Below are 24,189 nucleotides of genomic sequence, written 5' to 3' on the forward strand. Positions count from 1 at the left end.
TGTCGCTGCTAGACGAACTCGCGCAGGGCGTCGAGTTCCGCGTCCGCCGCACTGTCGTCGAGGTCCTCGACGTCGGCCTGGTCCGGCTCCGACCCGGCCCCGGACTCGGACTCGACCGACGCCAGTTGCTGGCCGATGAACTCCGCCAGCGTCCCGACGGCCGGGTAGTCGAACAGGATCGACGTCGGCAGCGGCACCCGGAACACCGATTCGAGCGCGTTCTTCAACTCCACCGCCGCCAGCGAGTCGAGCCCCAGTTCCACGAACCTGGCGTCGGCCTCGATGTCGTCGAGGGAGTCGAAGTGCAGCACCGCGGCGACCTTCGCCCGCAGCAACGAACGGATCGCGGCGTCCCGGTCGCTGCGGGGCAGGCTCATCAACTCGTCGAGGTCGATCGTCTGCGCCGGTCCCACCTCGGTCGTCAGAACCTGCTTGAACAGCGCGTTGGCCACCGGCTGACCGGCGACGAACTTCTCCCAGTCGAACTCGCAGATGATGCTCTGCGGCGCCGTACGGCCCATCGCCCTGACCAGTGCCCGGGTGGCCTCGGCGGGCTTGACGAACTTGACGCCACGCTCCTCGATGCTCTTGATCTGCCCGGACGTCAGGTTGGCGGCCATACCCACCTCCGCCCACGGTCCCCAGTTGACGCTCAACCCGGGCAGCCCCTGGGCGACCCGCCAGTGCATCAGTCCGTCCATGAAGGCGTTGCCGGCGGCGTAGTTGCTCTGACCGGCCGCACCGATGATCGACGCGATCGAGGAGTACGCCGCGAAGAACCTCACGGTGGGTACGGCCGCCGCCGCCCGGTGCAGCAGCCACGTCCCGTACACCTTCGGGCTGAGCACCCGTTCGAAGCTCTCCCAGCTCTGGTTGGCGATGGGCGCGTCGGCGAGCACACCGGCGGCGTGGATGACCCCGCCGAGCGGGGCGTCCGACTCCGCGATCGCGGCCATGATCCGGTCCACGTCGGCGGCGTCGGACACGTCGCCCTGGTGCACGCGGACCCGCACGTCCGCACCGATCGCCGTGGTCAGCGCGGCCAACTCCTCGTCAGCCACGAGCCGCCGGCTGACCATCGCCACGTGCCGGGCGCCCTCCTGGGCGAGCCGACGTGCGGTGACCACGCCGAGGGCGCCCAGGCCACCGGTGATGAGGTACGTCTCATCCGGGCTGATCGTCAGCGGCCGTTCGACCGGTCGGGTGTCGCCGAGGGTGAGCACCAGCTTGCCGGTGTTGGCGCCCCGGCTGAGTACCCCGAACGCCTCCTCGACCTCGTCGAGCGAGTACGCGACGGTCGGCAGCGCGCCGACCTGCCCCGACTCCACCAGATCCACCACCGTCTGCAGGATCTGCTTGTTGAGGCGGTTGAGCTCGTCCTGCGGGAACTCGCTGAGGTCGAAGTTGTGGTAGTCGACGTCCGGACGCTCGGCCCGTACCTGCTCGGTGGACCAGATGCCGATCTTGCCGAGCTCGACGAACCGGCCGTCCTGCCCGAGGCAGCGCAGCCCGGCCGGGACGTACTCCTTGTTCAGGCTGTTGAGCACGATGTCGACGCCGCGCCCCTCGGTGATCCGCAGGATCTCGTCGGAGAACTCGAGGTTGCGCGAGTTCATGATGTGCCGCACGCCCTGCGACCGCAGCAGCGGCCACTTGCGCGGGCTGGCGGTCGCGTAGACCTCGGCACCCGCCAGCTGGGCGAGCTGCACGGCCGCCTGGCCGACCCCGCCGGCGGCGGCGTGGATGAGGATCTTGTCGCCCGACTTGATCTTCGCGAGGTTGTGCAGGGCGTAGTAGGCGGTGACGTACGCGGCGGAGAGCCCGGCGGCCTCGGCGAAACCGATCCCGGCCGGCTTGCGGACCGCCACCTGCGAGGACACGGTCATCCGCCTGCGCATGCAGCCGAGCTGGCTGAGCACGACGTCCTCGCCGACCGCGAACTCCGCGTCCGGACCGGCCGCCACGACGGTGCCGGCGGCCTCGAAGCCCAGCGGCAGCGGCTTGTACTCGATCCCGTTGTCCAGCGCGTACTGCTTGAGCATGCCGAGCGCGTTGAGCACGTCCTTGAAGTTGAGACCGGCGGCCTCGATCCGGACCTCGATCTCGTCACCGGTGGGCGCGACGTCCTGGACGGGGACCGGCTTGATGTTCGCGAACTGGCCGTACTCCACGATTGACAGCTCGAAGTTGTCGTCGTCGCCGGCGTCGACGGCCTGCGGAAGCACCCGCTTCACGAACCGGCTGCCACCCCGGTAGGCCACCTGGAACTCGCCGCCGCCGGTGTCCCCGGTGAGCAGCTCGTCGACCAGCGGCTGGAAGTCCACCCCGGCGCTGACCGGAGGCAGATCGAGCAGGGTCGCCCGCAGCGTCGGGTACTCGTTGAGCAGGACGTGGCCGAAGCCCCACAGCGAGGCGGCCACCAGGCTCTCGTCCGTACGGTCGTCGGCGACGTCGCCGGGCAGCCACTGCGCGCCCTGCGTCACCAGCGTGACCCGCAGTTCCCGGCCCAGCCCGAGGCCGTCCAGCTGCCCGACCAGCGTGAGCAGGTCCCGATAGTTGCGTTCGGTCTCGGTACGCAGGCGCTCCGCACCGACCTGGTCGGGCGCGGCACGCCAGAACCAGTACACGTCGGTGACGGTGGGCTCGGCGGCGAGGGTCTCGCGCACCTGCCCGGTGTCGGTGGCGAACCGCAGCCGTACGCTCGCATCCGCCAACAACGGCGCCACGGACGCGAACTCCTCCTCGGTGCGGTGCAGGACGAGCACGTCACCGCGTCCTTCGGCACCCGCCTTCGCGGCGACCAGCGAACGCCGCAGCCAGCGGGGTTCGTGGAGCAGCGTGCGTCCACCGTCCGACGAGGTGTTCGCGACGCGCTTGAGCCGCACCTCGTGCACGACGAACACCGGACGGTCGCCTTCGAGCACCACGATGTCGGCGGTGAGTTCCGAACCGGCGACCCCGTCCTGGGCGTCGCCTGGCAGGTTCAGCTGGAGCAGGGTACGCAGGTCACCCTTGGGCTTCTTCAGCAGCTCGACGCTGCCGAACCCGACCGGAAGGTAGGTGTCGCCCAGCTCGGCGACCCCGGCCAGGGTCTGCATGGCGCAGTCCAGCACCGAGGCGGGCAGGGTCCCGACCGCGGGCGTGTCGATGCCCCGCAGATCCCCGATCGCGAACCCGTCGGCGTACTGCGCCACCGTGCGGATGCGCCGGAACTCCGGCCCGTACGGCAGCCCCAGCTCGACGAAGTCGGCGTAGATGTCGTCGGCCCGGTGTACGGCGATTGGGGTGTCGCACGCCCGCTCGGTCGACCGCAGCCGGCTGACGACGTCGGCCAGCGTGACCGCGTTCTCCGGCGGGCCACCGAGCGTGGCGGTGACGTGGCGACGCTCGATGACGCCGTTGCGGGCGGCGATGCGGCTGACGATCTCGGCCTGCCACCGCCCGTCCCCGTCCGACCGCAGTCGAGTACGCACCTCGGTGGGGGACTCCTCGGGCAGGAACAGGGGCTCAAGGATGCGGACGTCCTGGACCAGGCGTCCGGTCTCGCCGAACACCGCGTCCTGCAACGCGAGCAGAACCTCGACGTAGCCCGCGCCGGGGAAGACGACCTGACCCATGACGATGTGGTCGGCGAGGTGGGCCGGACTCGTCGGGTGCAGCTGGGTGGAGAACTCACGCTCTCCCGCCGCGCGCTGCGCGTCGGTCGAGACCTCCGTACCCAGCAGCGGGTGCCGGTCGCTCGCCGTGGCCAGCGTCCCGGCCGGGGCGAAGATGCCACCGCGGTTGGGCACGGGCAACCAGTAGCGCCGCTTGTCGAACACGTAGGTCGGCAGGGTGATCCGGCGACGGTGCCGGCCCTCGTGGTAACCGGACCAGGAGATCGCCAGGCCGGACGTGTAGCAGCGGGCCAGCGCGCCCCGGATGGTCGAGCCGTCCTGGTCCGTCGGGGTCAGGCTGGACAGCCACAGGTGCGGGGCCGGGTCGCCGCACCGCTTGCCCATGTTGGTCAGCGCGGCGGACGGGCCGACCTCGATGAACACGTGCCGGCCCCGGGTCTGGACGAAGCGCATGCCGGCGGCGAAGTTCACCGGCTCGCCGATGTGGCGTACCCAGTAGTCCGGGTTGCCGACGTCGGCCAGGCTCGCGACCTTACCGGTCAGGTTGGAGACGAAACTCAGCTCGGGCTCGCTGAACGTGATGTCCTTGATCGCCTCGCGGAACGCGTCGAACACCTCGACCATCAGCGGCGAGTGGAAGGCGTGCGACACCGGTAGCTGCTTCGCCATGATCCCCTGGGCCAGCAGTTCCTCGGTGATCTTCGCCAGTGACTCGGTGCCGCCGGAGACGACGCACTGCTGCGGTGCGTTGATCGCGCCGAAGCTGACGTCGGCGTACCCTGCCAGCAGCGGAGCCACCTGCTCCGCGGCGGCCCGGACCGCCACCATGCCGCCCGGCGTGGTGACCGACTGCATCAGCCGGGCCCGCGCGGCGACCAGGGTGACCGCGTCCGGCAGGCTGAACAGCCCGGCGATGGTGGCCGCGACGATCTCGCCGACACTGTGCCCGAGCAGCACGGTCGGCTTCACACCCCACGAGATCCACAGCTGGGCGATGGCGTACTCGAGCGCGAACAGGGCCGGCTGGGTGTAGACGGTCTGGTCGATCTCCTGCGGGTCGCCGGACGCCTCACCGAAGGCGAGTTCCTTGATCGACCGACCGAGCGCCGGCGTGAAGAGGCGGTCACACTCGTCCAGGTGGGCTCGGAAGACCGGGTACTGGGCATAGAGCGCGCGCCCCATGCCCGCGTACTGGGAGCCCTGACCGGTGAACAGGAACGCGACGTTCCCGCCACGGAACTCGCCTTCCGCGCCGGAATCCGACTCGGGTCGGGCGAGGTAGTTGTCCAGCAGCGCCTCGATGTCGGCCCGCGACGACACCGTGCCGGCCAGCCGCGCGTTCCAGTGGGTCCGACCGACGTTGCTGGTGTAGCAGAGGTCGGCCACGTCGACGTCGGCCTGCTCGTCCAGGAAGCGACGGTACCGCTCGGCCTGCGCCCGCAGGGACGACTGGCCCCGCGCGGAGAGCGTGAAGAGCAGCTCCTCGTCGGGCGCGACGGCGGACGTCGGGGAGGCCGGCGGCGGGGGCGCCTGCTCAAGGACGACCGACGCGATGGTGCCCGCGAACCCGAACGAGTTGACCAGTGCCCGCCTCGGGGCGCCCTCCCAGGTGACCTGCTTCGTCGGCACGGTCACCCGGTAGCGGTCCCAGGGGATGTGGCGCGACGGGGTCTCCAGGTTGATGTGCGGGTAGATGACCCCCTCCTGAAGCTGGAGGACGGTCTTCACCACGCCACCGACGCCCGCGGCGGCCTCCATGTGCCCGATGTTGGTCTTGACCGAGCCCACCACCACCGGCCGGTCCGCGTGCGACTCGGAGAGCACGGCGTCGATGGCACCCATCTCGATCGGGTCGCCGAGCGACGTCCCCGTGCCGTGCGCCTCGACGTACTGCACGTCACCGGGGTCGAGCATCGCGCTGGCCAGCGCCTCGCGCATGAGGATGGCCTGGGCGGTGCCGTTGGGTACGGTGAGGCCGCCGCTCTCGCCGTCCTGCCGGACCGACGAACCGCGTACCAGCGCGAGCACGGTGTCACCGTCGCGCCTGGCGTCGGAGAGTCGCTTGAGGACCATCACCGCGCAGCCCTCGCTGCGGCTGTAGCCGTCCGCGCTGTCGTCGAACGTCTTGCAGCGGCCGTCGGCGGCGAGCATGTTGGCCTGGGAGAACACGACGTGGTTACGCGGGTGGTGGACGGCGTTCACCCCGCCGAACAGGGCGATGTCACACTCGCCCCGCCGTAGTCCCTGGGCGGCCAGGTGCAGGGCCACCAGCGAGGAGGAGCACGCGGTGTCGATGCTCATGCACGGGCCGCGCCAGCCGAGGAAGTACGACAACCGTCCCGACATCGCGCTGTGTGCCGTACCGGCGGCGATGTGGGAGGTCAACTCGGTCGGGTCCAGCCGGTCCACCTCGATGGTGTAGTCCATCGAGCTGATGCCCATGTAGACGCCGCCGTTGCTGTCACGCAGGGTCGCCGGATCGATGTTCGCCGCTTCCAGCGCCTTCCACGCGCATTCGAGCACCAACCGGTGCTGCGGGTCGACGTAGGCCGCTTCCTTTGGCGAGATGTTGAAGAACTTGGGGTCGAACTGGTCAATTCCGCTGATGAATCCGCCCCCGGCGGTAAGGACCTTGCCCTTCTCCGCCGCATCGTCGCTGTACAGGCCCTGAACGTCCCAGCGATCGTCGGGAATCGGACCCGTGCCCGATCGCCCGGCCCGCAGGAACTCGGCGAACTCCTCCGGGGTCTCGTTGTTGCCGGGAAGCCGCAGACCCATGCCCACGATGGCGATCGGCTCGTACTTCTCCATCAAGAGCTTTCGGACCAGGTCGTCATTCCGGATCTGCGAAGCCGTCTCCGTCATGGTCATCCCCCATGGATCAGTCAATCCCGCGGTCAAGAAGAATAAAGGTCTTTGAGCATGTCATTGAGTAGGTCTTTCGGTGAAGTGTGGCCGTCACTGTACGAAGCCGGCACTTTCACCACATCTCTCTCGACCGGGGCCGTCGCACTGCCAGAAGACGACGAGGTCTGCGGAAACAGATCCGCCAGCACCTCGGTGCGCAGGTAGGTGAGCAGATGGGCCGCTGTCGGATTGTTGAACAAACTCGCCGCGTTGATCGGGCGACCGAGCCCGGCCACCAGTCGTTGCTGAATCTCGGTCGCGCCGAGCGAGCTGAGCCCCAACGCGAAGTAGCTCTCGTCGAGCGGGAAGACGTCCGCGTCGCCCATCAGGAGCCAGACCTTGAACTCCGCCACGACGAGGGTCTCGAGCGCGCTGGCGCGCTCGGACAGTGGGGTGTCAGCCAGCTGCTGGTACCAGGGCGGATTGACAGTCAAGATCGGTCCCCCTACGGACGTCGGGATTGAGGTCGCCGGCACTGGCAGCGAGCGTCTCCACGCAGGATCACCACGGAAGTGACCCGTTCCGACGCATGAATGTACTCACAATTTAGAGCCCATGTCAGTTCAGCTACTTCCCTACCAAAACACCCGTCGATGCCACACCGGGCGGGAACCGGGAACCCTTCCGCAACGCGATGAACAGGGGATTCAATGGCCGGGGCAAGGTGCCGCCCGGACGGCCGAGCAGGCATACCCGTGCGAGTGATAAACATCACATCGACGCCGGATGTGTCGGGTTGTTTCATGGCTCCGGTTGATTCGCCCGACCCACGTACGGGAAAGCGACCCCGCTCGACGGGAAACTGTCGCCATCCCGACTCACACATGACCATGGCCAGCATCTGGGACACCCGGCGGACGGACCCCGGCAGCACCCTGGGGGGAGCATTAGCCGATCGACATTCGACCGCACGGCGGCGAGCAGACAGACTGTCGGTAAACCGCACCTGTCACGCCGGCGGCGATTTTCTGCTTGACACCTGTTCCGGCCGTCGGATGCGTCCGACCCACGTATCACAATCGACGTCGGCGCACCCTGCGGGGACGCTCATCGGGAGAGCAAACCGGGCACCCCTGCACCTACACTGTGCCGTGGCTCCGCTACCGAACGAGATTGGATTTCCATGACAGCGCAGAAACAGTCGGACTCGCCGTCCGGGTCGCCCGCCACCGCGACGGCGGTCCGGCCACCGACGACACGGCAGTGGCTGACGCTGGCCGTGCTCACGATCGCGCAGCTCACCGCCTGGCTCGACAACACGATCCTGAACGTGGCGCTCAAGACGCTGGCCGATCCGGTGGCGGGGCTCGGCGCGACCACCAGCCAGCTACAGTGGTCGATCAGCTCGTACACGCTGGTCTTCGCCGGGCTGCTGTTCACCGGCGGAGTGCTCGGCGACCGGTTCGGTCACCGACGGCTGTTCCTGTTCGGCATGGCCTTGTTCGGCGTGTCATCCGCCTGGGCGGCGTACTCCGCCGACACCACCCAGCTCATCGTGGCCAGGGGCGTGATGGGCATCGGCAGTGCCCTGATCATGCCGGCGACCCTGGCGCTGGTCGCGAGGGTCTTCATCGGAGGACACCGGGCGGTGGCCATCGGCGTGTTCTCCGCCGCCAGCGGGCTCGCGGTGGCGGCCGGTCCGCTGGTCGGCGGGGCACTGCTGGAGCAGTTCTGGTGGGGATCGATCTTCCTGATCAACGTACCCTTCGCCGTCGCCGCGATCGTGGGCGCGCTCTGGCTGGTACCCACGGCCGAGAGCAGCAGGCAGCAGCGCTTCGACCCGCTCGGGGTACTGCTGTCCACCGTGGGCATCTTCATCCTGGTCTACGGGGTGATCGAGGGTGGCCACCGCAACGAGTGGACGCAGCTGCACGTGATCGGCCCGATCCTCGGTGGGCTCGTCCTGCTCACCGCGTTCGTCTTCGTCGAACTACGGGTGCCGAACCCCTGCTTCGACGTACGGCTGTTCCGCAACCGGCACTTCACCGGGGCGAGCGTGTCCGTCATGCTCACCTTCTTCGGACTGGCCGGCGCGATGTACTACTCGAACTTCTATCTCCAGGGCGCACGCGGGTACTCACCCCTGGAGAGCGGCGCGGCGATCGCCCCGGTCGCGATCGGAGTGGTGCTGGGAGCACCGCTCTCGGTCCGGCTGGTGCGACGGTTCGGCCTCCGGCCGGTCGTCGCGCTGGCCATGCTCCTCGCCGTCAGCACGTTCTTCGGCTTCGTCTTCTTCACGCTGGAGACGCCGATCATCTGGTTCTGCGTGCTGATGGTGGTCCAGGGCCTCGGCATGGGTGCGGTGATGGCCCCCACCACGGAGGCGATCATGGCCACGCTGCCCCCGGAGCGCACCGGTGCCGGCTCGGCCGCGAACAACTCGATGCGTCAGGTCGGCAGCGCCCTGGGCGTCGCCGTACTCGGTTCGGTGCTGTCGGGTGTCTACCAGGACGAGGTCGCCCCCAGCCTGGACGTCCTGCCACCGCAGGCCCAGGAGGCCGCGGGCGCCTCGGCCGAGGCCACCCGGATCGCCGCCCAGTCGTTCCACCTTCCCCAGTTGGTCGACCAGGCCAACGACGCGTTCATCACGGCGATGCACACGACAAGCATCGTGGCCGGCGCGGTGTCGTTCCTCGGCATCGTGGCGATCCTGGTCTTCCTGGGCCGGACCACCACCGGTCCGGCACGGTGAGCACGCGGGCCGGCACCACGGACACGACGCCCGGCACGGGCCGGGCGACCTCGGTAGGAGCACCGACGTTGACGGACGACCCGACCACCCCGGACAAGCCCGGGGACAACGGCGCGGACGCCCGGGCCGCCGCGCAGGCCCGGGCCCGCGAGCTCTACGCCACCGACCTCACCTGCCAGACGCTGGGCATCGACCTTGAGCAGGTCGGCCCAGGGTACGCGCAGGTCCGGATGCGGGTCGCCCCGACAATGGTCAACGGACACGGGATGGCCCACGGAGGCTATCTGTTCCTCCTGGCCGACGCGGCGTTCGCCTTCGCCTGCAACACCCACGGCCCGGTCACCGTGGCCCAGAGCGCGCAGGTGACGTTCCTCCGACCGGCCGAGGTGGACGACGAGTTGCGGGCCGAGGCGGTGGAGCGGACCCGGTTCGGGCGTGCCGGAATCTACGACGTCACCGTTCGCCGTACCGACGGCGTGGTGATCGCCGAGTTCCGCGGACAGAGTCAGATGCTCGCCGGCAGGCCGGTCATCGGGACTCCCCCGGCTGACCGGGCACCCGGCGCAGCCGGCCCGCCGTGAGCACGGCCGCCTCGGCGGCCTCCGCAGCAAGCACCTCGACGAGCCGCCGGGCGGGAAGATCCCTGGTGAACCGGTGCCCCTGGCCGGCCCACAACGCCATCCCGTCCGGATCGCCGGCCGCGGCGGCGGCCTTCCGGATCGGCACGGTCAGATGGTGCACCTGCGGGTAGGCCGACGGGGCGGTGTTCCCGTACTCCCGGATGAAGCGGTTGGTCAGGCCACGCGCGGGTCGCCCGGAGAACGCGAGGGTCACCGACGTGCTGCTGAACCGGGGGTCCACCAGGGCGGCCTGGTGCCGGGGATGGGCGCCGCTCTCCGGGGTACGGAGGAACGCCGTGCCCAGTTGCGCGGCGCCCGCCCCGGCCGCCAGTACGGCGGCGACCGCACCACCATCCATGATGCCGCCGGCCGCGATCAGGTCGAGGTCCACCGCGTCGCGGACCTCGGCGAGCAGGGGTAACAGGCCGACGCCGTCCCCCTGCGACGGCTCGGGCGTGAACGAGGCGCGGTGCCCGCCGGCCTCGGGTCCCTGGACGACCAACACGTCGACACCGGCCCGAGAGCAGGCCCTGGCCTCGTCGGCACTGGTCACCGTCCCCACCACAGCGGTGCCGACCTCGTGGAACCGGTCCACCACCGACGGGGACGGGCAGCCGAAGGTGAAGCTCACCAGCGGCACCCGTTCCTCGACCAGCAGCGCCAGCTTCTCCTCCCAGCCGTCGGTGTCACCGACCGGCGGGTCACCGAGCGTGACGCCGTACCGCTGTGCCTCGCCCGCGAGTGCCAGGCGGTAGCGGTCCAGCGCCACCGGATCGGTGGCCGACGTGGCGGGCACGAACACGTTGACGCCGAACAGCGCCCCGGTCCGGGCCCGCACCTGCACCAGGTCGGCCCGCAGGTCGGCCGGCGACCGGTAACCGGCGGCCAGAAAACCCAGGCCACCGGCCGCCGAAACCTCACCGACCAACGCGGGGGTCGAGGCGCCACCGGCCATCGGCGCCGCGACGATCGGGTGCCTGAGCCGCCCGAGCACGTCCCGGGTGGACGCGCCCACGGTCAGGCCGGCCAGGCCGGGGACCGACCGAGCAGCCGCAGCAGACGGTCCTGGTCCGAGCCCTCTTCCGGCAGCGGCGGCGCGAACGGTGAACCCGGCAGGCTGCGGGACGGACCGACGGGTACCGCCCGACGGGTGACCTCCAACGCCGCCTCGACGATGTCGTCGTCGAACTTCGGCGGCGCACCGAGCGCGGCGCCCACATCCCACCCGTGCACCACGTAGTCGAGGAAGTGGAAGCTGATCGCCATTCGGGCCGGGAAGCCGCCGACCCGCCGGATCTCCGGCAGCCAGAACTCCCGACCCATGACGTCCGGTCCGTCGAACGCGCTGATCACCCGTTCCGCCGACCGGAGGTAGTCACCGCCCGGGTCGGCCGTCGGCTGCTCCCGCCAGACCGAGTCGTCCTCGGTCTCGCCGTCGGCCGCCGCCGCGAAGCCGTTGTTCTGGGCGGTCATGTGGGCCAGCAACTGCCGCAGGTTCCACTGCGCGCACGGGGTGGGCAGATCCCACTGCTCCTCCCGCGCACTGGAGACGATCTCCACGCTCTGCCGCACCGCCCGGCGGTTCAGCTCCTGGATGTCCACCACAAACCCTCTTTCTGCTTCCCGCTGCTCCATCTGCCGTCCTACCCGTCCCGGTCAGTCCTCGAACTGGCCGTGCTCCCGCCACCAGCGCCGACCGGAGTCCGACAGGGAGGAGATCGGGTCGTAGTAGGCGTAGCGACGGTCCAACCCGTGCTCCAGGTCGCCGGATTCCGCCGTCTCGATCCCGGTCCGGTAGTTCTTCGTCCAGTACGAGACGCCGCGCTCGCGGTCGTACTCACTCACCTGGTGTACCCAACGCTTACCGACGTACGGGACGTCGCAGACGATCCGGGGCGTCGCGTACCCGGGCAGGTAGCCCATGATGTCGTGTTGCAGTTCCTGCGCCTCCCACACCGCGATCCGCCAGTGCTCCGCGTTCGGGATCATGTCACACATGTAGAAGTAGTACGGCAGGATGTTCGCCTCACCCTGCAACGCGAAGCACAGGTCGAGCAGGTCGGTCGCGGTGGCGTTGACGCCCCGCATGAGCACGCCCTGGTTGCGTACGTCCCGGACACCGGCGTCCAACGCGGCCCGGGTCGCCTCGGCCACCAGCGGGGTCACCGACTGCACGTGGTTCGCGTGCGTGTGGATGGCCAGGTTGACCGCGCGGCGTGCCGCGGTACCGGCCACCCGGGCCAGCCCCTCCCGGACGCTGGGCTGGAGCCAGTGCTGCGGCAGACCCACAAGCGCCTTGGTGGCCAACCGGATGTCGCGGATCGACTCGATCTCCAGCAGCCGCATGAGGAACGCCTCAAGCTGCGACCACGGTACGTTGGCCACGTCGCCGCCGGACACCACGACGTCACGGACGCCGGGCGTACGACGCAGGAAGTCGATCATCTGGCTCTGCCGGTCCGCCGGTTTGAGGGTGAGCCGGAGCTTCTCGATCTGCGGGGTCGAGTTGCCGACCAGGTCCATCCGGGTGCAGTGGCCGCAGTACTGGGGGCAGGTGGAGACCAGTTCGGCGAGCACCTTCGTCGGGTACCGGTGGGTCAGGCCCTCCACCACCCACATCTCCGCCTCGTGCAGCGAGTCACGCTCGGCGTACGGGTGGCTCGGGCCGTCGGGGTCCCGGTCGCTGTGCAGCGGAACCATGTACCGGCGGACCGGGTCGGCCACGAACGCCTCGCTGTAGGCACGGCGGTCGGTCCGGTCGTGCGGCGCCATCGTGTTCAGCATCTGCGGTGGCAGCAGCATCGACATGGTGGCGAAGTGCTTCTGGTCGGCGGCGAGATCGTCATAGACGTGGTCGTCGAGCAGATCGCCGACCACCGCGCTCAGTTGTCCGACGTTCTTCACACAGTGCGCGCGTTGCCACTGGGCGTCGCGCCACTGCTCGGCGGTGACGTCCCGCCAGCCAGGGAAGCGACGCCAGTCGGGTTCGACGAGTGGAGTCCGTACATACTGGTAGGGCTGCTGATTCCGCACCTCGTGCGGTACTTCGTGCACTGTGGCAGTCATCGGTCCTCTTGGCCGTACGAAGCATAGTGACGTCGCAACACACGGGCGACGACGTCCTCGGCGGCGCCGAGATAGTTGCTGGGGTCAAGCAGGTCGTGTATTGCCCGGTCCTCGCTGAAGCTCCCGGCCAGCTCGGGCGCCGCCGCCAACAGGTCGTCGAACGACCCGCCCCCGGACGCCGCCTCCAGCGAGATCCTGGCCAGCAACTGCTTCGCGACGACCTTGCCGAGCTGCGGCGCGAGGGCCACGTTGAGTCTTTCCGAGACGATGGTCCCGCCAGTGATCGCGAGGTTGCGCGACAGGTGCTCCGGGAACACGGTCAGTCCCTCGGTGAGCTCGACCGCGTTGCCGGCCGCACCGGCGGCGAGTCGCAGCGCCTCCCGCAACGGCTGCCACTCGGACTGCCAGCCGCCGGCCGACCGCTCGTCCTCGGCGAGCAGGCTCTGCCCGAGCATGAGTGCGTACCCGGGCACCTGCCGGGCCGCTGCGACGATGACGGTGGCCAGTACGGGATTGCGCTTCTGCGGCATCGCGGACGACACCCCCCGGCCCTGCGCGGCCGGCTCCACCACCTCGGCGACCTCGGTCCGTGACATACCCAGTACGTCCACCGCCAGCTTGCCGAGCGCGCCGGTGACCACCACCAGCGCCCATCCGATGTCGGCGAGCGGGGTGCGCTGGGCGTGCCACGGCGCCTCGGGCTCACGCAGGCCCAACTCGGCGGAGAAGCCGGCCAGCAGGTCGACGCCGTGTCCCGGGCCGCCGGGGGTGCCGGTGATCCCGGCCGAGCGGGCGTACTCCTCGTACGCGGCGAGCGTTCCGGCCGCCCCGCCGAGCTGTGCGGGCAGGCTGGCGCGGACCTGCCGGACCCGGTCGACCGCGTCGAGTACCAGGGTGAGCCAGCCGGCCGCTTTGAGTCCGAAGGTGATGGGCGTCGCGTGCTGGGTGAGGGTGCGACCGGCCATCGGGGTGGCCCGGTGTTCCCGGGCCAGGGTCGCCAGCGCGTCCGCCACCCGGGCCAGGTCCCCCTCGATCCGGGTCAGGACCCGGGCGGTGAGCAGCATGCTCGCCGAGTCCAGGATGTCCTGGCTGGTGCTGCCCCGGTGCACGTACTCCGCGGCGTCCGGGTCGGCCTCGGCGACGGCACGGGTGAGTTCCTGCACGAAGGGGACCACCGGGTTGGCGGCGCCCCGGGCCCGGCGGGCGATGTCGGCGACGTCGAGGCGGGCCGAGGCGGCCACCCGCGCGATCACCTCGGCGGCCGGCGGCGGGATCACCCCGAGCCGGGCCTGCACCCGCGCCAGCGCGACCTCGACCTGCAGCATCGCCGCCACCCACGCCTCGTCGGACAGCAGCCCCCCAAGGCCCGCACCGGCCCACATCGGGCTGAGCAGGCCGGTGTCGGCACCCGGATCTACGCTGCGGTCGTTGCTGGTGGTCACGACGGCTCCTCTCTGGCGGACCGGTCAGGATGCGACGGGTGTCGACATCGTCGACGGCGCCTGAGGAACGGCCGGGATGGCCAGGCAGGCCCGTGCGATGGCGTCCGCGTCACCCAGGATGACCGAGTCCACGCCCGGTCGGATGCCCGCCGCGGTCGCCCAGTGCACGGTTTCAGTCGGTATGCTCAAGGCGTACCTGTTCGGGTGAATTCGGCCGGATCTGTCGATCAGCCGGCACGGCCGACGGGTCACCGCCATCGCCCCGGTCTGGTATTCCCCCCGCTCCGGGTCCGGTATCCGGTACGGGCGGCACTGTCCCCGGGCCACCAGGCTGCGCAGCAACCGGTCCTCGGTGGACCGGATGTCCACCTCCGGCAGTCGCGCCTCGATGAGCGCGGACACCTCCACCGTCGAGTCCGGGATCTGGCTGGAGCTCACCACGAGCCCCGTCCCGTGCCGGGTCGGGGTGACCGTCAACCCCGGCCCGATGACGTTGACCACGCCGGCCTCGATGAGCGCGATCAGCTCCTCGATCCGGCTCGGCGGCGGTCCGATCGACACGAACGCGTTCAGCGGCGTGTACCACGACTGCAACTCGCTGCGGTACGAGCCGCCGGTGATGCCGGCGTGGTCCACCACGAGCCGGATCTCGTTGCGCAGGTCCCGCATCACGTCCAGGGCGGCCTTCATCGGGCCCCGCACGTTACCGAGCCGTGCCTCCACGACATCCTGGCGCAGATACCCGAGCAGCCAGTCCTGGAACTCCTGGTTACTACGGAACTCCTGATCACCGTACGGTCGGGCGACGCGGTCCCAGTTCCACCAGTCCGACTCGGGCACCCCGGAGTGCCGGAGCAGCTTCTCGTCGACCGACGGTGTCGTGGTCTGCCACTGGCAGAACTCCCACAGGAAGGAGTCCGCCGCCTCCTGCCCGTCCCGGGCAGCGATCAGCGCGTGGTAGTAGACGGCCCGGACCTCCCGGTCGACCAACGGCCACACGTCGGCGACGAACTCCACCGGGTCGCCGCCCTCGTGCCGGTCCCGCAGCTCGCCTATCACCTCGACGGTGAGGAACAGCGGCATGTGCCGGCCGAAGGCGCCCTTCTGGTTCTCGCCCCGGGAGTGGTACGGGACACCACGGCGTGAGCCGACGAACATCAGCGGCTCGTTGCCGGAGGGCTGGTAGGTCAACCCGTCGTCGCCGGGCACGAACCGTCCGCCGCGCCCGACGGTGAGCAACGCCATGTAGTCGAAGAAGTTCAGCCCCATGCCGCGCAACGCGACCCGCTGCCCCGGCGTGATCACGTCCAGGTCCACCTCGGCCGGATTCGCGGTGCGCAGATAGGTCACCCGCTGGGCCTCGGTGTAGGCGACCAGTTCCTCCTCGGAACCGCTCAGCGCCATGTCGACGTGCCCGAGGGTGAGCACCACCGAATCGATCCCGGTGAGCCGTTGCCCGTCGGCGAGGGTCACCGACTGGGTACCGTCGGGCGCGTCGTCCAGGGCGACTGCGGTGTCGGCGTGCAGGTGCACCGAGACGTGGGCCGGGGCGGTGCGCACCACGTGGTCGAGCACCCACTGTAGATAGTGCCCGTAGAACGCGCGGGTCGGGTACGAGTCCGGACCCAACCGCCTGGCCTCGTCCCGTACCGCCTCCGGGTACCTGTCCACCGACTCCATCAGGGTGACCAGTCCGGCCCACTCGTGCAGGCTGGGTCCGGGCCGGATCGGGCCGTCGCACTGCACACTCCCGTCGGTGAACATGGTCACCTGGGAGGCGACCGTGTTCATCAGCAGCACCGGCGACTGGGTGGACCGCCACACCCGTCCGCCCGCACCGAGGTACGGGTCGACGACGTGCAACACCACGCGTTGTCCGGTCACGGAGGCGTTGGCAGCGACCCGCTCGGCCACCGACAACCCGCGCGGTCCCATTCCGATGACACACAACGTGGTGATGTCGCTCTCCGTCACAGCTCTTCGTCTCCCCGAGTCTGAATTGAAGGTCTGAAGCGGTGCGAGCAAAGGGCGGTCAAACCTGGGCCACCCGGACGCGACCGACCGGCTCTGTGCCCTTGATCGGGCACAGAGCGGCGGCTTCGTCGATGTCAGTCCGAGTACTCGCTCCGACGCGCGGGATCCGTGAGCAGGGTGGACAGCCGGGTCCTGAGCTCACGCTTGAGTGACTTCCCGGTGACGCCGGTCGGGTAGTCCGCGTCGGTGCGGGCCACCAGCAGCGCCGCCAGGGGCGTCAGGTTCGCCTCGGTCAGGGCCTTGTTGGCGTGCTCCAGCAACTCGCTCAGCGGCGGGTCGCCGGCATCCTGCTGCAACCGGACCGTGGCGACCGGAACCTGACCGGCCCCGTCGGCCGACGGGACACCGACCACCGCGCAGTCCCAGAACAGCTCCGCGCAGTCGGCCAGCAGGACCTCCTCGATCGGCAGGCTGTACACCGGCCCGGACGCGGTGTCCATGACGTCGACCGTACGGTCGAGGTGGTAGAAGTTGCCCTCGCTGTCGCGGTACGCCACGTCACCGGTCAACCAGTAACCGTTGAGCTCGAACGAGCGGGTCAGCACCGGGTCGTTCCAGTAGCCCGGGGTACGCGACGGGGTCTGCACGGCGAGCAGACCCACCGTGCCGTCGGGCAGCTCGCGACCCTCCTCGTCGAGGACGGCGGCCCGGTGGACCACCTCGAGCGGCTTGCCGACGCAGCGGTCGTTGCGGGCCGACTCGGGCGTCGTCACCTGCCCGAACAGCGCCATCCCCATCTCGGAGGAGCCCAGCCCGTCGATGAACTGCGACCCCGGCAGCGCGGGCTGCTCGGCCTTCTCGTCGGGCAGCAGCCACGGCTTGATCAGCCCCGCCGGCCGCTCGCCCAGCGTCACCAGTCGACGGATGTGGCCGTAGTGCGCACCGTCGCCGGTGTTGAACCAGCTGTGCACCTTCGCCGCGCCCCGGACCGGCAGGTCACCCGTGGCCAGCTCCACATAGGTGCGCGGGAACGATGCGATCATGGTCGGCTGGAACGCCTCCATCACCGGCTCGACGACCTCGCGCCGCCAGTTCCCCATCACCACCGTCGGTACACCGAGCAACGTCGTGGTCAGGAAGTAGCTGAGGCCGCCGGCGTGCGTGTGCGGCATCAGGGACATGAGCTTGTCGTACGACTCCGCCGGGAACCGCACCATGCGGGGCTGCTTGCCGTTCCAGAACTGCTTGTGGGCCAGCATGGTGGACTTCGGGGTGCCGGTGGTGCCGGAGGAGTGGATGAGCGCCACCACCTCGTCGTCCTTGTGCTGGTACGGGAACCACTCGGGCAGCTCACCGGGCTGCGGGTCGTACGCCCGGATCTCTGCCGTCGGCACGACGAAGCGCGGCTTGCGCTGGTTCGCCCGGTACGCCGCGACCAGCCGGGTCGGGTCGTCGGAGACCACGCCGACCACGCCCACGTGGTCCAGGTACCGCACGGCGCCGTTCGTCGGCATCGCGTCGTTCACCATCGCGGGGATCGCCCCGAGCGAGGTGAGCGCGAAGTAGTGGAGCAACGGCTCAAGCCCCTCGGCGACCAGGACACCCACCGGGTCACCCGGACGGACGCCGTTCGCCCAGTACCACTTGGCGTACCGGTCCCGCAGCGCGGCGAGATCCACCAGGCTGTGACCACGCAGGACGACGGCGCCCCGGTGGTCGGTCGAGTGGCTGTACGCGTACGGCACGTTGCGGTTCGGGTTCAGCTCAAGGGCACGCTGGAGGAAGTTGCCGGCGCCGAGTGTCGGGTCGGTCATCATCTCGCGCCGAACCGACAGTGGGGCGATGGGGCTGATCGCGCTCATCGAGATCTCCTAGGCTCTCAGTGCTCTGCGTGGCTCAGTGCTGCTCTGCGGTGATTTCCGCGGCCACTCGATGGCCGGAGCGGATCGCACCCTCCATCAGGCCGAAGAACTCGGTGCTCGTCTCGGTGCCCGCCCAGTGCACCCGCTGGTGCGGCTCGGTGAGGTGGGGGCCGTGCCGCATCCAGTCCCCCGGGCCGAACAGCGCGGCGTAGCAGCCACGGCTGTACTCCGCCGTGACCCAGTCGGTCACGAAGAACGACACCGGGTCCGGTAGCTGCGGGAAGAGCTGACGGGCCTGGGCGAAGGCCGCGGCGCGCTGCTCGGCGTAGGTGAGCGCGCCGAACCGGCGGGCCTCGCTGCCGGTGACGAACCCGGTCAGCACCCCGACCCCGCCCTCCGGGGAGTCGTCGACGGTGGACAGCAACGGGCCGTCGGCGCTGACCGACCAGCCCGACAGACCGTGCTCGCGCCACAGCGGGCGGGGATAGACCAGGTGCAGCTTGACCGCACATCCGGGAGCGGTCTGCGCGGAGGCACGCGGAGCCGGCAGCGCCGGGTGGTACTCCAGGCCGTCGGCCAGCAACGGCGGCAGCGCGACGATCACCCGGTCCGCGCGCAGCTCGCCGCTGGCCGCGTACACCGTGACACCGTCGGCGTCCTGGTGGATCGCCCGTACCGGATCGGAGAGCCGGACCCGGTCGCCGAGCGCGGCGGCGAGCACCTCGCAGACCTGGTGCGCGCCACCGGCGACCCGCTCCTCCTGCGCCCCGCCCTCGAACGCGTTGAGATAGCTGACTCCGCCACCGGAACGCAGGTAGAACGCCATGTGCAGGACGGAGATGTCCGCCGGGTCGGCGGCCATCATCTCGCCGAGGAAGAGCGGGAAGAACAGTTGCGCGTCCGGATGCGGCAGGTTGTGCCGCGCCCACTGCGCCGCCGTCATGGCATCCAACTCGGCCGCGTTCGGCGTCAGCCAGGGCGCGTCCACCCGTACGCTCGCGACCAGTTCGTCGAGCAGGTCGAACATCCCGCCCAACGCGACCGCGTTGAGCGGCGGGAACCGCCCCGGGCTGGTGTCCCGCCCGTCGTTGAGCGCGAACGTGCTGGCCCCCGCCATGGTCGTCGGCGTGGTCTTCAGGCCGGTGCGGGCCAGCAGGGCCAGCAGGCTGGTGTGCCGCTCACCCAGGTACGCCGCGCCCGCGTCGACCCAGTTGCCCGGCGCGACCTCGATGCCGTGGGTACGCCCCCCGACCCGGTCGCGTGCCTCCAGAACGGTCACCTCGACACCGGCCGAGACGAGTTCCGTCGCGGCGGTCAGGCCGGCCAGACCGCCACCGACAACGATGACGCTCACTGGACCACGCTCGCGATCTTCTCGGACAGATGGTCGGGCGACGGACCGTTGAGGAAGTCCTCGAAGGACAGCTCGACGCCGTACTCGCGGGCGATTGCGCTCAGCACCCGCGTCGCGAGCAGGGAGTCTCCGCCCAGCTCGAAGAAGTCCGAGCTCATCGCGATGTCGTCGGTCTGCAGAACCCTGCGGAAGATGTCGGTCACTCCGGCGGCGCTCATTGGCTCAGCTCCTTGAAAGGTGGTCGGACGCGTACCGCCGATGCGACCCGGCGCGGTCGACCTTGCCACTTGACGTGTAGACGAGGTCCGGAACGACGATGATCCGGTTGGGCACCAGATGTCGGGGAACCCTGGTACGCAGGTAGGCCAGGACCTCCGCGCCGAGCACCTCGGTGTCGGCCCGGGGACGGGGCACCACGTACGCGGTCATGGTGGTGTGGTCGGCGACGGTGACACCCACGACCGCGGTGGCGGCCACGTCCGGTTGGCCCGAGATCTGGGCCTCGACCTCACCCGGGTCGACGCGGAACCCGCGCACCTTGATCTGGCTGTCGAGCCGACCCTCGTGGATCAGCGTGCCGTCCACGGCCCGGCTCACCCGGTCACCGGTGTGGAAGTAACGCTGCGGCCCGTCGCCGAGATCGAGCAGTTCGAACCGGGCGGCGGTCTCGGCCGCCAGGCCGAGATAGCCCAACGCCACCGACGCCCCGCCGATCAGCAGCTCACCCTCGTCGCTGATGTGCTCCCGCACGTGCGGGAGCGCCCGTCCGATCGGCACCCGCCGGGTCGGGTCCCATCCGGACCCGACGCCCGGCGTACGCGGGCCGTGCAGGTCGACGGCGTGGGTGACCAGGGTGGTCTCGGTGCAGCCGTAGGTGTTGACGAGGCGGATCGCCGCGGTGTCGCGGGCGCACCAGTCGGCCAGTCGGGCCGGGCTGGCCGCCTCACCACCGATGATCATCAGTCGTACGCACGCGGGCAGCGTGGCCTCGTCCTCCACCAGGTAGTGCACGAGTTCGTGCCAGAACGCGGTCGGCAGGTCCAGGACGGTCACCCCCTCCGCCGCGACCATCCGCAGGAAGCGGGGGAACGATCCGGAGTAGGCCTCGCTGTTGAAGACCAGGGTCGCTCCGCTGGTGAGGGTCGGCAGGATCTCCTCGAAGCAGGTGTCCCAGTTCAGCGAGGCGAACTGGAGAACCCGGTCGCCGGGGCCGATGTCGAACAGCTCCGCGAGCGAGCGGGTGGCGGCGGTGATCGCCCGGCGCGGGGTGAGCACCGCCTTCGGCGTCCCGGTGGATCCCGAGGTGAACAGCACGTACGCCGGGTCGTCGGGGTCCGGTGCGCCGAAGGTCGCCGGATCGCCGACCGTCTCGTGCATGCTGTCCGCGAACGGGTCGGTGGGACCGCCAACGAGGCTTCCCGACGTGGACGGCTCGGGTGCCGCCGGCAGTATCCGGGCGGATCCGCTCGCCGTCACCAGTTCCTGCTGTCGGGAGACCGGGAAGGTCGGGTCGATCGGGCAGTAGGTCCCACCCGCATCGAGCACGCCGAGCAGCCGGACGATCGTGTCGGCTGATCGTGCGGTCCGCACGCCGACCACACCCGGTTGCGGGCCGATCTCGGCGGCCGTCTCCCGGACCATCCGTTCAAGCTGCGCGTAGCTGAGCACCCGACCGTTCTCGCTGATCGCCGGTGACTCCGGGTGACGGCGCGCGGTCCGGTGAAAATGATCAAGTAAATCGTCCGAGGCCGCAGCCTCTCCATCGTGCTGTGACATGGAACCCCCCGTGCTCGCCACACGGTCCACCCTGGGCCGAGTGCCTTCGCAATTCGAACAGGCCCGAATAGTCCAAGTGGCTGGACCAATGTTGGACGGCGGCTTGCTCCGCGCCCATCATGCATGGGATGAGCCAATCATGCAAATCACTCGCTTTGCTGGTTCCCTTAGCCCTGGTAGAGGATTCACCGGCTCCCAAGGACACAGAAGCGGGCACAGCAAACCGCAGATAGACCGATGTTCTGCGGCGATGTCCAGGAAGCCGCGGCCACGCCGCCGACACGCCCGGCGGTGCCCGCGAGTCGGACTGACCGTTTTCTGACAGCAGATTTCACAATGAGGTTAGATCTAACGCGCCAGTAGGTGCAAATTGCCACGAATGGGCTCTGCGCGAAACGGTGCGCAGGATGAGGCGCCGAGCCACCCTCGACCGATCCTCGAATTTCTCTGGCCGCCGGCCACTGTTCTTCCGAATATCCGCTGGTGGCAACCGATACGGGTGCGCCATTGGCACCCCCACGACGGGACCGGTGCCGGTCGACAGCGCTCACCCGCTCGGGCCGGACCCACCGCCGAATCCCGCCCGGGCGGCCAGCCCCTCGACCGGACGCCGGCCGGCCGACGCCCGACCAGCAGCGGCCTTACCGCCTCTGATCAGCACCGCAGCGAGCAAACTCGGCCCCGATGGACCGCCCGGCGGCCAGCCGGGGCATCCCCTGCCGCCACACCCGCCCGGACCACACCCACGCCCGAGCGCCACCCCGGCCGGAGCAGCCGGGCCTATCCTCCGACGAACCGGGGACCATGGGGCGATGCGTGTCGAAAACGGATAAATGCGAGTGGGAAAAACGTCGCTCCCACACCGCCCCGCACCCATTTGGCAAGATTCACGTACGTATCCACCGACCCGCGCCCACCAATGCCCCGACGCCGCCCGGCCATTCGCCCACATATGCCATTTGAGCTGCTACGATACACATACTTTCCCATATTCAGGACACCTGCAGGGTCGCCGCCGCAGCTACCCGCCGGACCATTAGGATTTCCGGCCGCCGCCCGGGCGACCCGGGCCCGGCATTCAGCAGCACCCGCTGATGCCGTCAGCACTTGCCGAGATCGCGCCGCCGCACCGACCCCCGAACGTGCTGCGCCCGGCCATGGTCACCGGTGGTGACCGGCTGCCCGTTCACCACCCCGGCGGTGGTGTGCGCAGTGATCGGCGGGGCGCGGACACCCAAACGTTGATCTTTATCGACGCGCCGCCCGCGGCGTTACCACTGCACAGATGACACGACCTCAGAGTCCGCCAAGTGCCGCGAAACAAAGTGTTTACACAATGCACGATCCGACCGACGAGTTGTCGGAGACCTGTCAACCGGAATTTCTCAACTCGCAGTGAATGGTGAGAACACCCCGGTCGGCCGTACGACGGTGGTCATCCCTTGCGGGACCATCGACCACGGCGCTGTTTCTGCGGTGCGCGACCGGGCCGAAACCGCTCGCCCGGACCGGGGCCACCCGGGTCGACCGGTCCGCGCCGCCCGGTGATGACCGCGCCGCCGGTACCGTCGATCGTCACCAGGTCGCCCTCGGACAGGGTGCGCTCGCCGACCCGGATCAGACCTGCGGCCTCGTCCGTCCGGCCAGGTGTGGCTGGAGCACTACCCGGCCCGGAGGGTGAGCAGGGTGATCTCGCTCGGCGCGAAGATCCGGAACGGCGGGCCCCAGAAGCCGGTCCCCCGGCTCGTGTAGAGCTGGGTCCTGCCGTGCCGGCTCAGGCCCTGGACGACCGGCTGGTCGAGCCGGACCAGGTAGTGGAACGGCCACATCTGGCCGCCGTGGGTGTGCCCGGACAGTTGCAGATCCACGCCGGCCGCGACCGCGTCGCCGATCTGCTTCGGCTGGTGCGCCAGCAGCAGCACCGGCAACCGCGGGTCGGTGCCGGCGAGCGCCGCGGCGTGGTCGGCGCGGTGCCCGGCGACGCCGGAGGAGGCGGCGGTCAGGTCATCCACCCCGGCGACGACGAGCCGGGCGTCGTCCCGCTCCACCACGAGGTGCCGGTTGTGCAGGGGCTCCCAGCCGAGTGCCCGCATGTGCTCGACCCAGCCCTGCGCCTGGCCGTAGTACTCGTGGTTGCCCGTCACGTACACCCGGGCCAGCCGGGCCTGCACGGTGCCCAGCGGCGCCGCCTGCGCCCGGCGCTGGTCGACGGTGCCGTCGGCGATGTCGCCGGTGTGGCAGACGATGTCGGGGGCCAGGCCGTTGACCACCTCGATCGTCCGGGCGGAACAGCGGGCCCGGTCGATCGGGCCGTAGTGGGTGTCGGTCAGCAGCACCACCCGGACCCCGTCGAGACCGGCTCCCAGCCGGTCGATGGTGACCTCCACCCGCCGGACCCGGGGCACCCGCATCGCCTCGACGTAACCCCAGACGGCCAGGACGACCGCGACGACCGCCGCACCGGCCGCCACGAACCGGGACCGCGCCGGATCGGCGACCCCCATCGCGGCCAGCGGGAGCCGGGCGACGTTGCCGATCAGCGCCCAGACGAACAGGATCCACACCAGGCCGAGCAGGGTGTCCCCGGCGCGGGCCGCCGCGTCCAGCCGCCGGCGGCCGTGCCCGAGATACATCAGTACGGGGAACGCGACGAGCGCGCCCACGAACAGGGTCGTGCCGGCGGCCTGCACGGGCGTCGGCCAGCGCGCCGCCACCGTCAACGTCCACCACGGCAGCCCGAACAGCAACGCCAGGACCGCGACCAGCGTCGCCCCGGACAGCAGCGGTCGCAGCGAGCCTCGCCTCGGCCGCACCTGTACGGCATCGCCAGCAGCCATCGTCGTCCTCCCGTCGGGGCCCGTGCAGCATGACACGGTCCG

Annotated in this window: 14 protein-coding genes; 2 read left to right on the forward strand and 12 right to left on the reverse strand. The window is 70.0% G+C overall.

Annotation, left to right across the window (positions count from 1 at the left end; genetic code table 11):
• Positions 1-8: 8 nt before the first annotated feature.
• Complete coding sequence (locus ACN267_RS21775; protein WP_421490477.1) at positions 9-6,428, reverse strand: SDR family NAD(P)-dependent oxidoreductase; 6,420 nt, start codon at positions 6,426-6,428, stop codon at positions 9-11.
• A gap of 86 nt (positions 6,429-6,514) precedes the next feature.
• The gene (locus ACN267_RS21780; RefSeq protein ID WP_239485297.1) at positions 6,515-6,958 is read right to left on the reverse strand and encodes an acyl carrier protein; all 444 of its coding nucleotides are present in this window, start codon (positions 6,956-6,958) and stop codon (positions 6,515-6,517) included.
• Positions 6,959-7,647: 689 nt separating this feature from the next.
• On the opposite strand from ACN267_RS21780, the gene ACN267_RS21785 reads away from it, so the two are divergent.
• Both ACN267_RS21785 and paaI read left to right on the forward strand, forming a co-directional pair.
• Positions 7,648-9,216, forward strand: a complete 1,569-nt coding sequence (locus ACN267_RS21785; RefSeq protein WP_204958892.1) for an MFS transporter — start codon at positions 7,648-7,650, stop codon at positions 9,214-9,216.
• Between the two features lie 68 nt (positions 9,217-9,284).
• A complete protein-coding gene (gene paaI / locus ACN267_RS21790; RefSeq protein ID WP_204958891.1) occupies positions 9,285-9,797 on the forward strand; it encodes a hydroxyphenylacetyl-CoA thioesterase PaaI in 513 nt (170 codons plus the stop codon).
• Here paaI and ACN267_RS21795 read toward each other — a convergent pair.
• The 10 genes from ACN267_RS21795 to ACN267_RS21840 form a co-directional block, all read right to left on the reverse strand.
• Positions 9,745-10,851, reverse strand: a complete 1,107-nt coding sequence (locus ACN267_RS21795; protein WP_281900846.1) for a nitronate monooxygenase — start codon at positions 10,849-10,851, stop codon at positions 9,745-9,747. The genes paaI and ACN267_RS21795 overlap by 53 nt on opposite strands.
• Before the next feature lie 2 nt (positions 10,852-10,853).
• A complete protein-coding gene (locus ACN267_RS21800; protein ID WP_421489542.1) occupies positions 10,854-11,471 on the reverse strand; it encodes a TIGR03086 family metal-binding protein in 618 nt (205 codons plus the stop codon).
• A 21-nt stretch (positions 11,472-11,492) separates the two neighbouring features.
• Complete coding sequence (locus ACN267_RS21805; RefSeq protein ID WP_204958889.1) at positions 11,493-12,902, reverse strand: KamA family radical SAM protein; 1,410 nt, start codon at positions 12,900-12,902, stop codon at positions 11,493-11,495.
• The gene (pcaB, locus tag ACN267_RS21810) at positions 12,899-14,344 is read right to left on the reverse strand and encodes a 3-carboxy-cis,cis-muconate cycloisomerase (protein WP_281900851.1); all 1,446 of its coding nucleotides are present in this window, start codon (positions 14,342-14,344) and stop codon (positions 12,899-12,901) included. Before pcaB ends, ACN267_RS21805 begins: the two co-directional genes overlap by 4 nt.
• 24 nt (positions 14,345-14,368) lie before the next feature.
• Positions 14,369-16,318, reverse strand: coding sequence for an FAD/NAD(P)-binding protein (locus tag ACN267_RS21815; protein ID WP_421489543.1), 1,950 nt, complete (start codon positions 16,316-16,318; stop codon positions 14,369-14,371).
• A gap of 134 nt (positions 16,319-16,452) precedes the next feature.
• The gene (locus ACN267_RS21820) at positions 16,453-18,180 is read right to left on the reverse strand and encodes a class I adenylate-forming enzyme family protein (RefSeq protein WP_204958888.1); all 1,728 of its coding nucleotides are present in this window, start codon (positions 18,178-18,180) and stop codon (positions 16,453-16,455) included.
• A gap of 34 nt (positions 18,181-18,214) precedes the next feature.
• A complete protein-coding gene (locus ACN267_RS21825) occupies positions 18,215-19,534 on the reverse strand; it encodes a flavin monoamine oxidase family protein (protein WP_204958887.1) in 1,320 nt (439 codons plus the stop codon).
• Positions 19,531-19,752, reverse strand: a complete 222-nt coding sequence (locus ACN267_RS21830; protein WP_204958886.1) for an acyl carrier protein — start codon at positions 19,750-19,752, stop codon at positions 19,531-19,533. The genes ACN267_RS21825 and ACN267_RS21830 overlap by 4 nt, the downstream gene beginning before the upstream one ends.
• Before the next feature lie 4 nt (positions 19,753-19,756).
• Positions 19,757-21,310 carry an amino acid adenylation domain-containing protein gene (locus ACN267_RS21835; protein WP_204958885.1) on the reverse strand — a complete coding sequence of 518 codons (1,554 nt, stop codon included), beginning with the start codon at positions 21,308-21,310 and terminating at the stop codon, positions 19,757-19,759.
• 1,661 nt (positions 21,311-22,971) lie between these two features.
• The gene (locus tag ACN267_RS21840; protein WP_421489544.1) at positions 22,972-24,147 is read right to left on the reverse strand and encodes a metallophosphoesterase; all 1,176 of its coding nucleotides are present in this window, start codon (positions 24,145-24,147) and stop codon (positions 22,972-22,974) included.
• Between the last annotated feature and the right edge of the window lie 42 nt (positions 24,148-24,189).

It is taken from the genome of Micromonospora sp. WMMD734 (genome assembly GCF_049178975.1).
Taxonomy (GTDB): domain Bacteria; phylum Actinomycetota; class Actinomycetes; order Mycobacteriales; family Micromonosporaceae; genus Micromonospora; species Micromonospora wenchangensis.

Coding starts and splice junctions, on each gene's coding strand:
- ACN267_RS21775 (WP_421490477.1), bottom strand. CDS start 6,428: ATGGAGAAGTACGAGCCGATCGCCATCGTGGGCATGGGTCTGCGGCTT.
- ACN267_RS21785 (WP_204958892.1), top strand. CDS start 7,648: ATGACAGCGCAGAAACAGTCGGACTCGCCGTCCGGGTCGCCCGCCACC.
- ACN267_RS21800 (WP_421489542.1), bottom strand. CDS start 11,471: ATGGAGCAGCGGGAAGCAGAAAGAGGGTTTGTGGTGGACATCCAGGAG.
- ACN267_RS21805 (WP_204958889.1), bottom strand. CDS start 12,902: ATGACTGCCACAGTGCACGAAGTACCGCACGAGGTGCGGAATCAGCAG.
- ACN267_RS21820 (WP_204958888.1), bottom strand. CDS start 18,180: ATGAGCGCGATCAGCCCCATCGCCCCACTGTCGGTTCGGCGCGAGATG.
- ACN267_RS21830 (WP_204958886.1), bottom strand. CDS start 19,752: ATGAGCGCCGCCGGAGTGACCGACATCTTCCGCAGGGTTCTGCAGACC.
- ACN267_RS21835 (WP_204958885.1), bottom strand. CDS start 21,310: ATGTCACAGCACGATGGAGAGGCTGCGGCCTCGGACGATTTACTTGAT.
- ACN267_RS21840 (WP_421489544.1), bottom strand. CDS start 24,147: ATGGCTGCTGGCGATGCCGTACAGGTGCGGCCGAGGCGAGGCTCGCTG.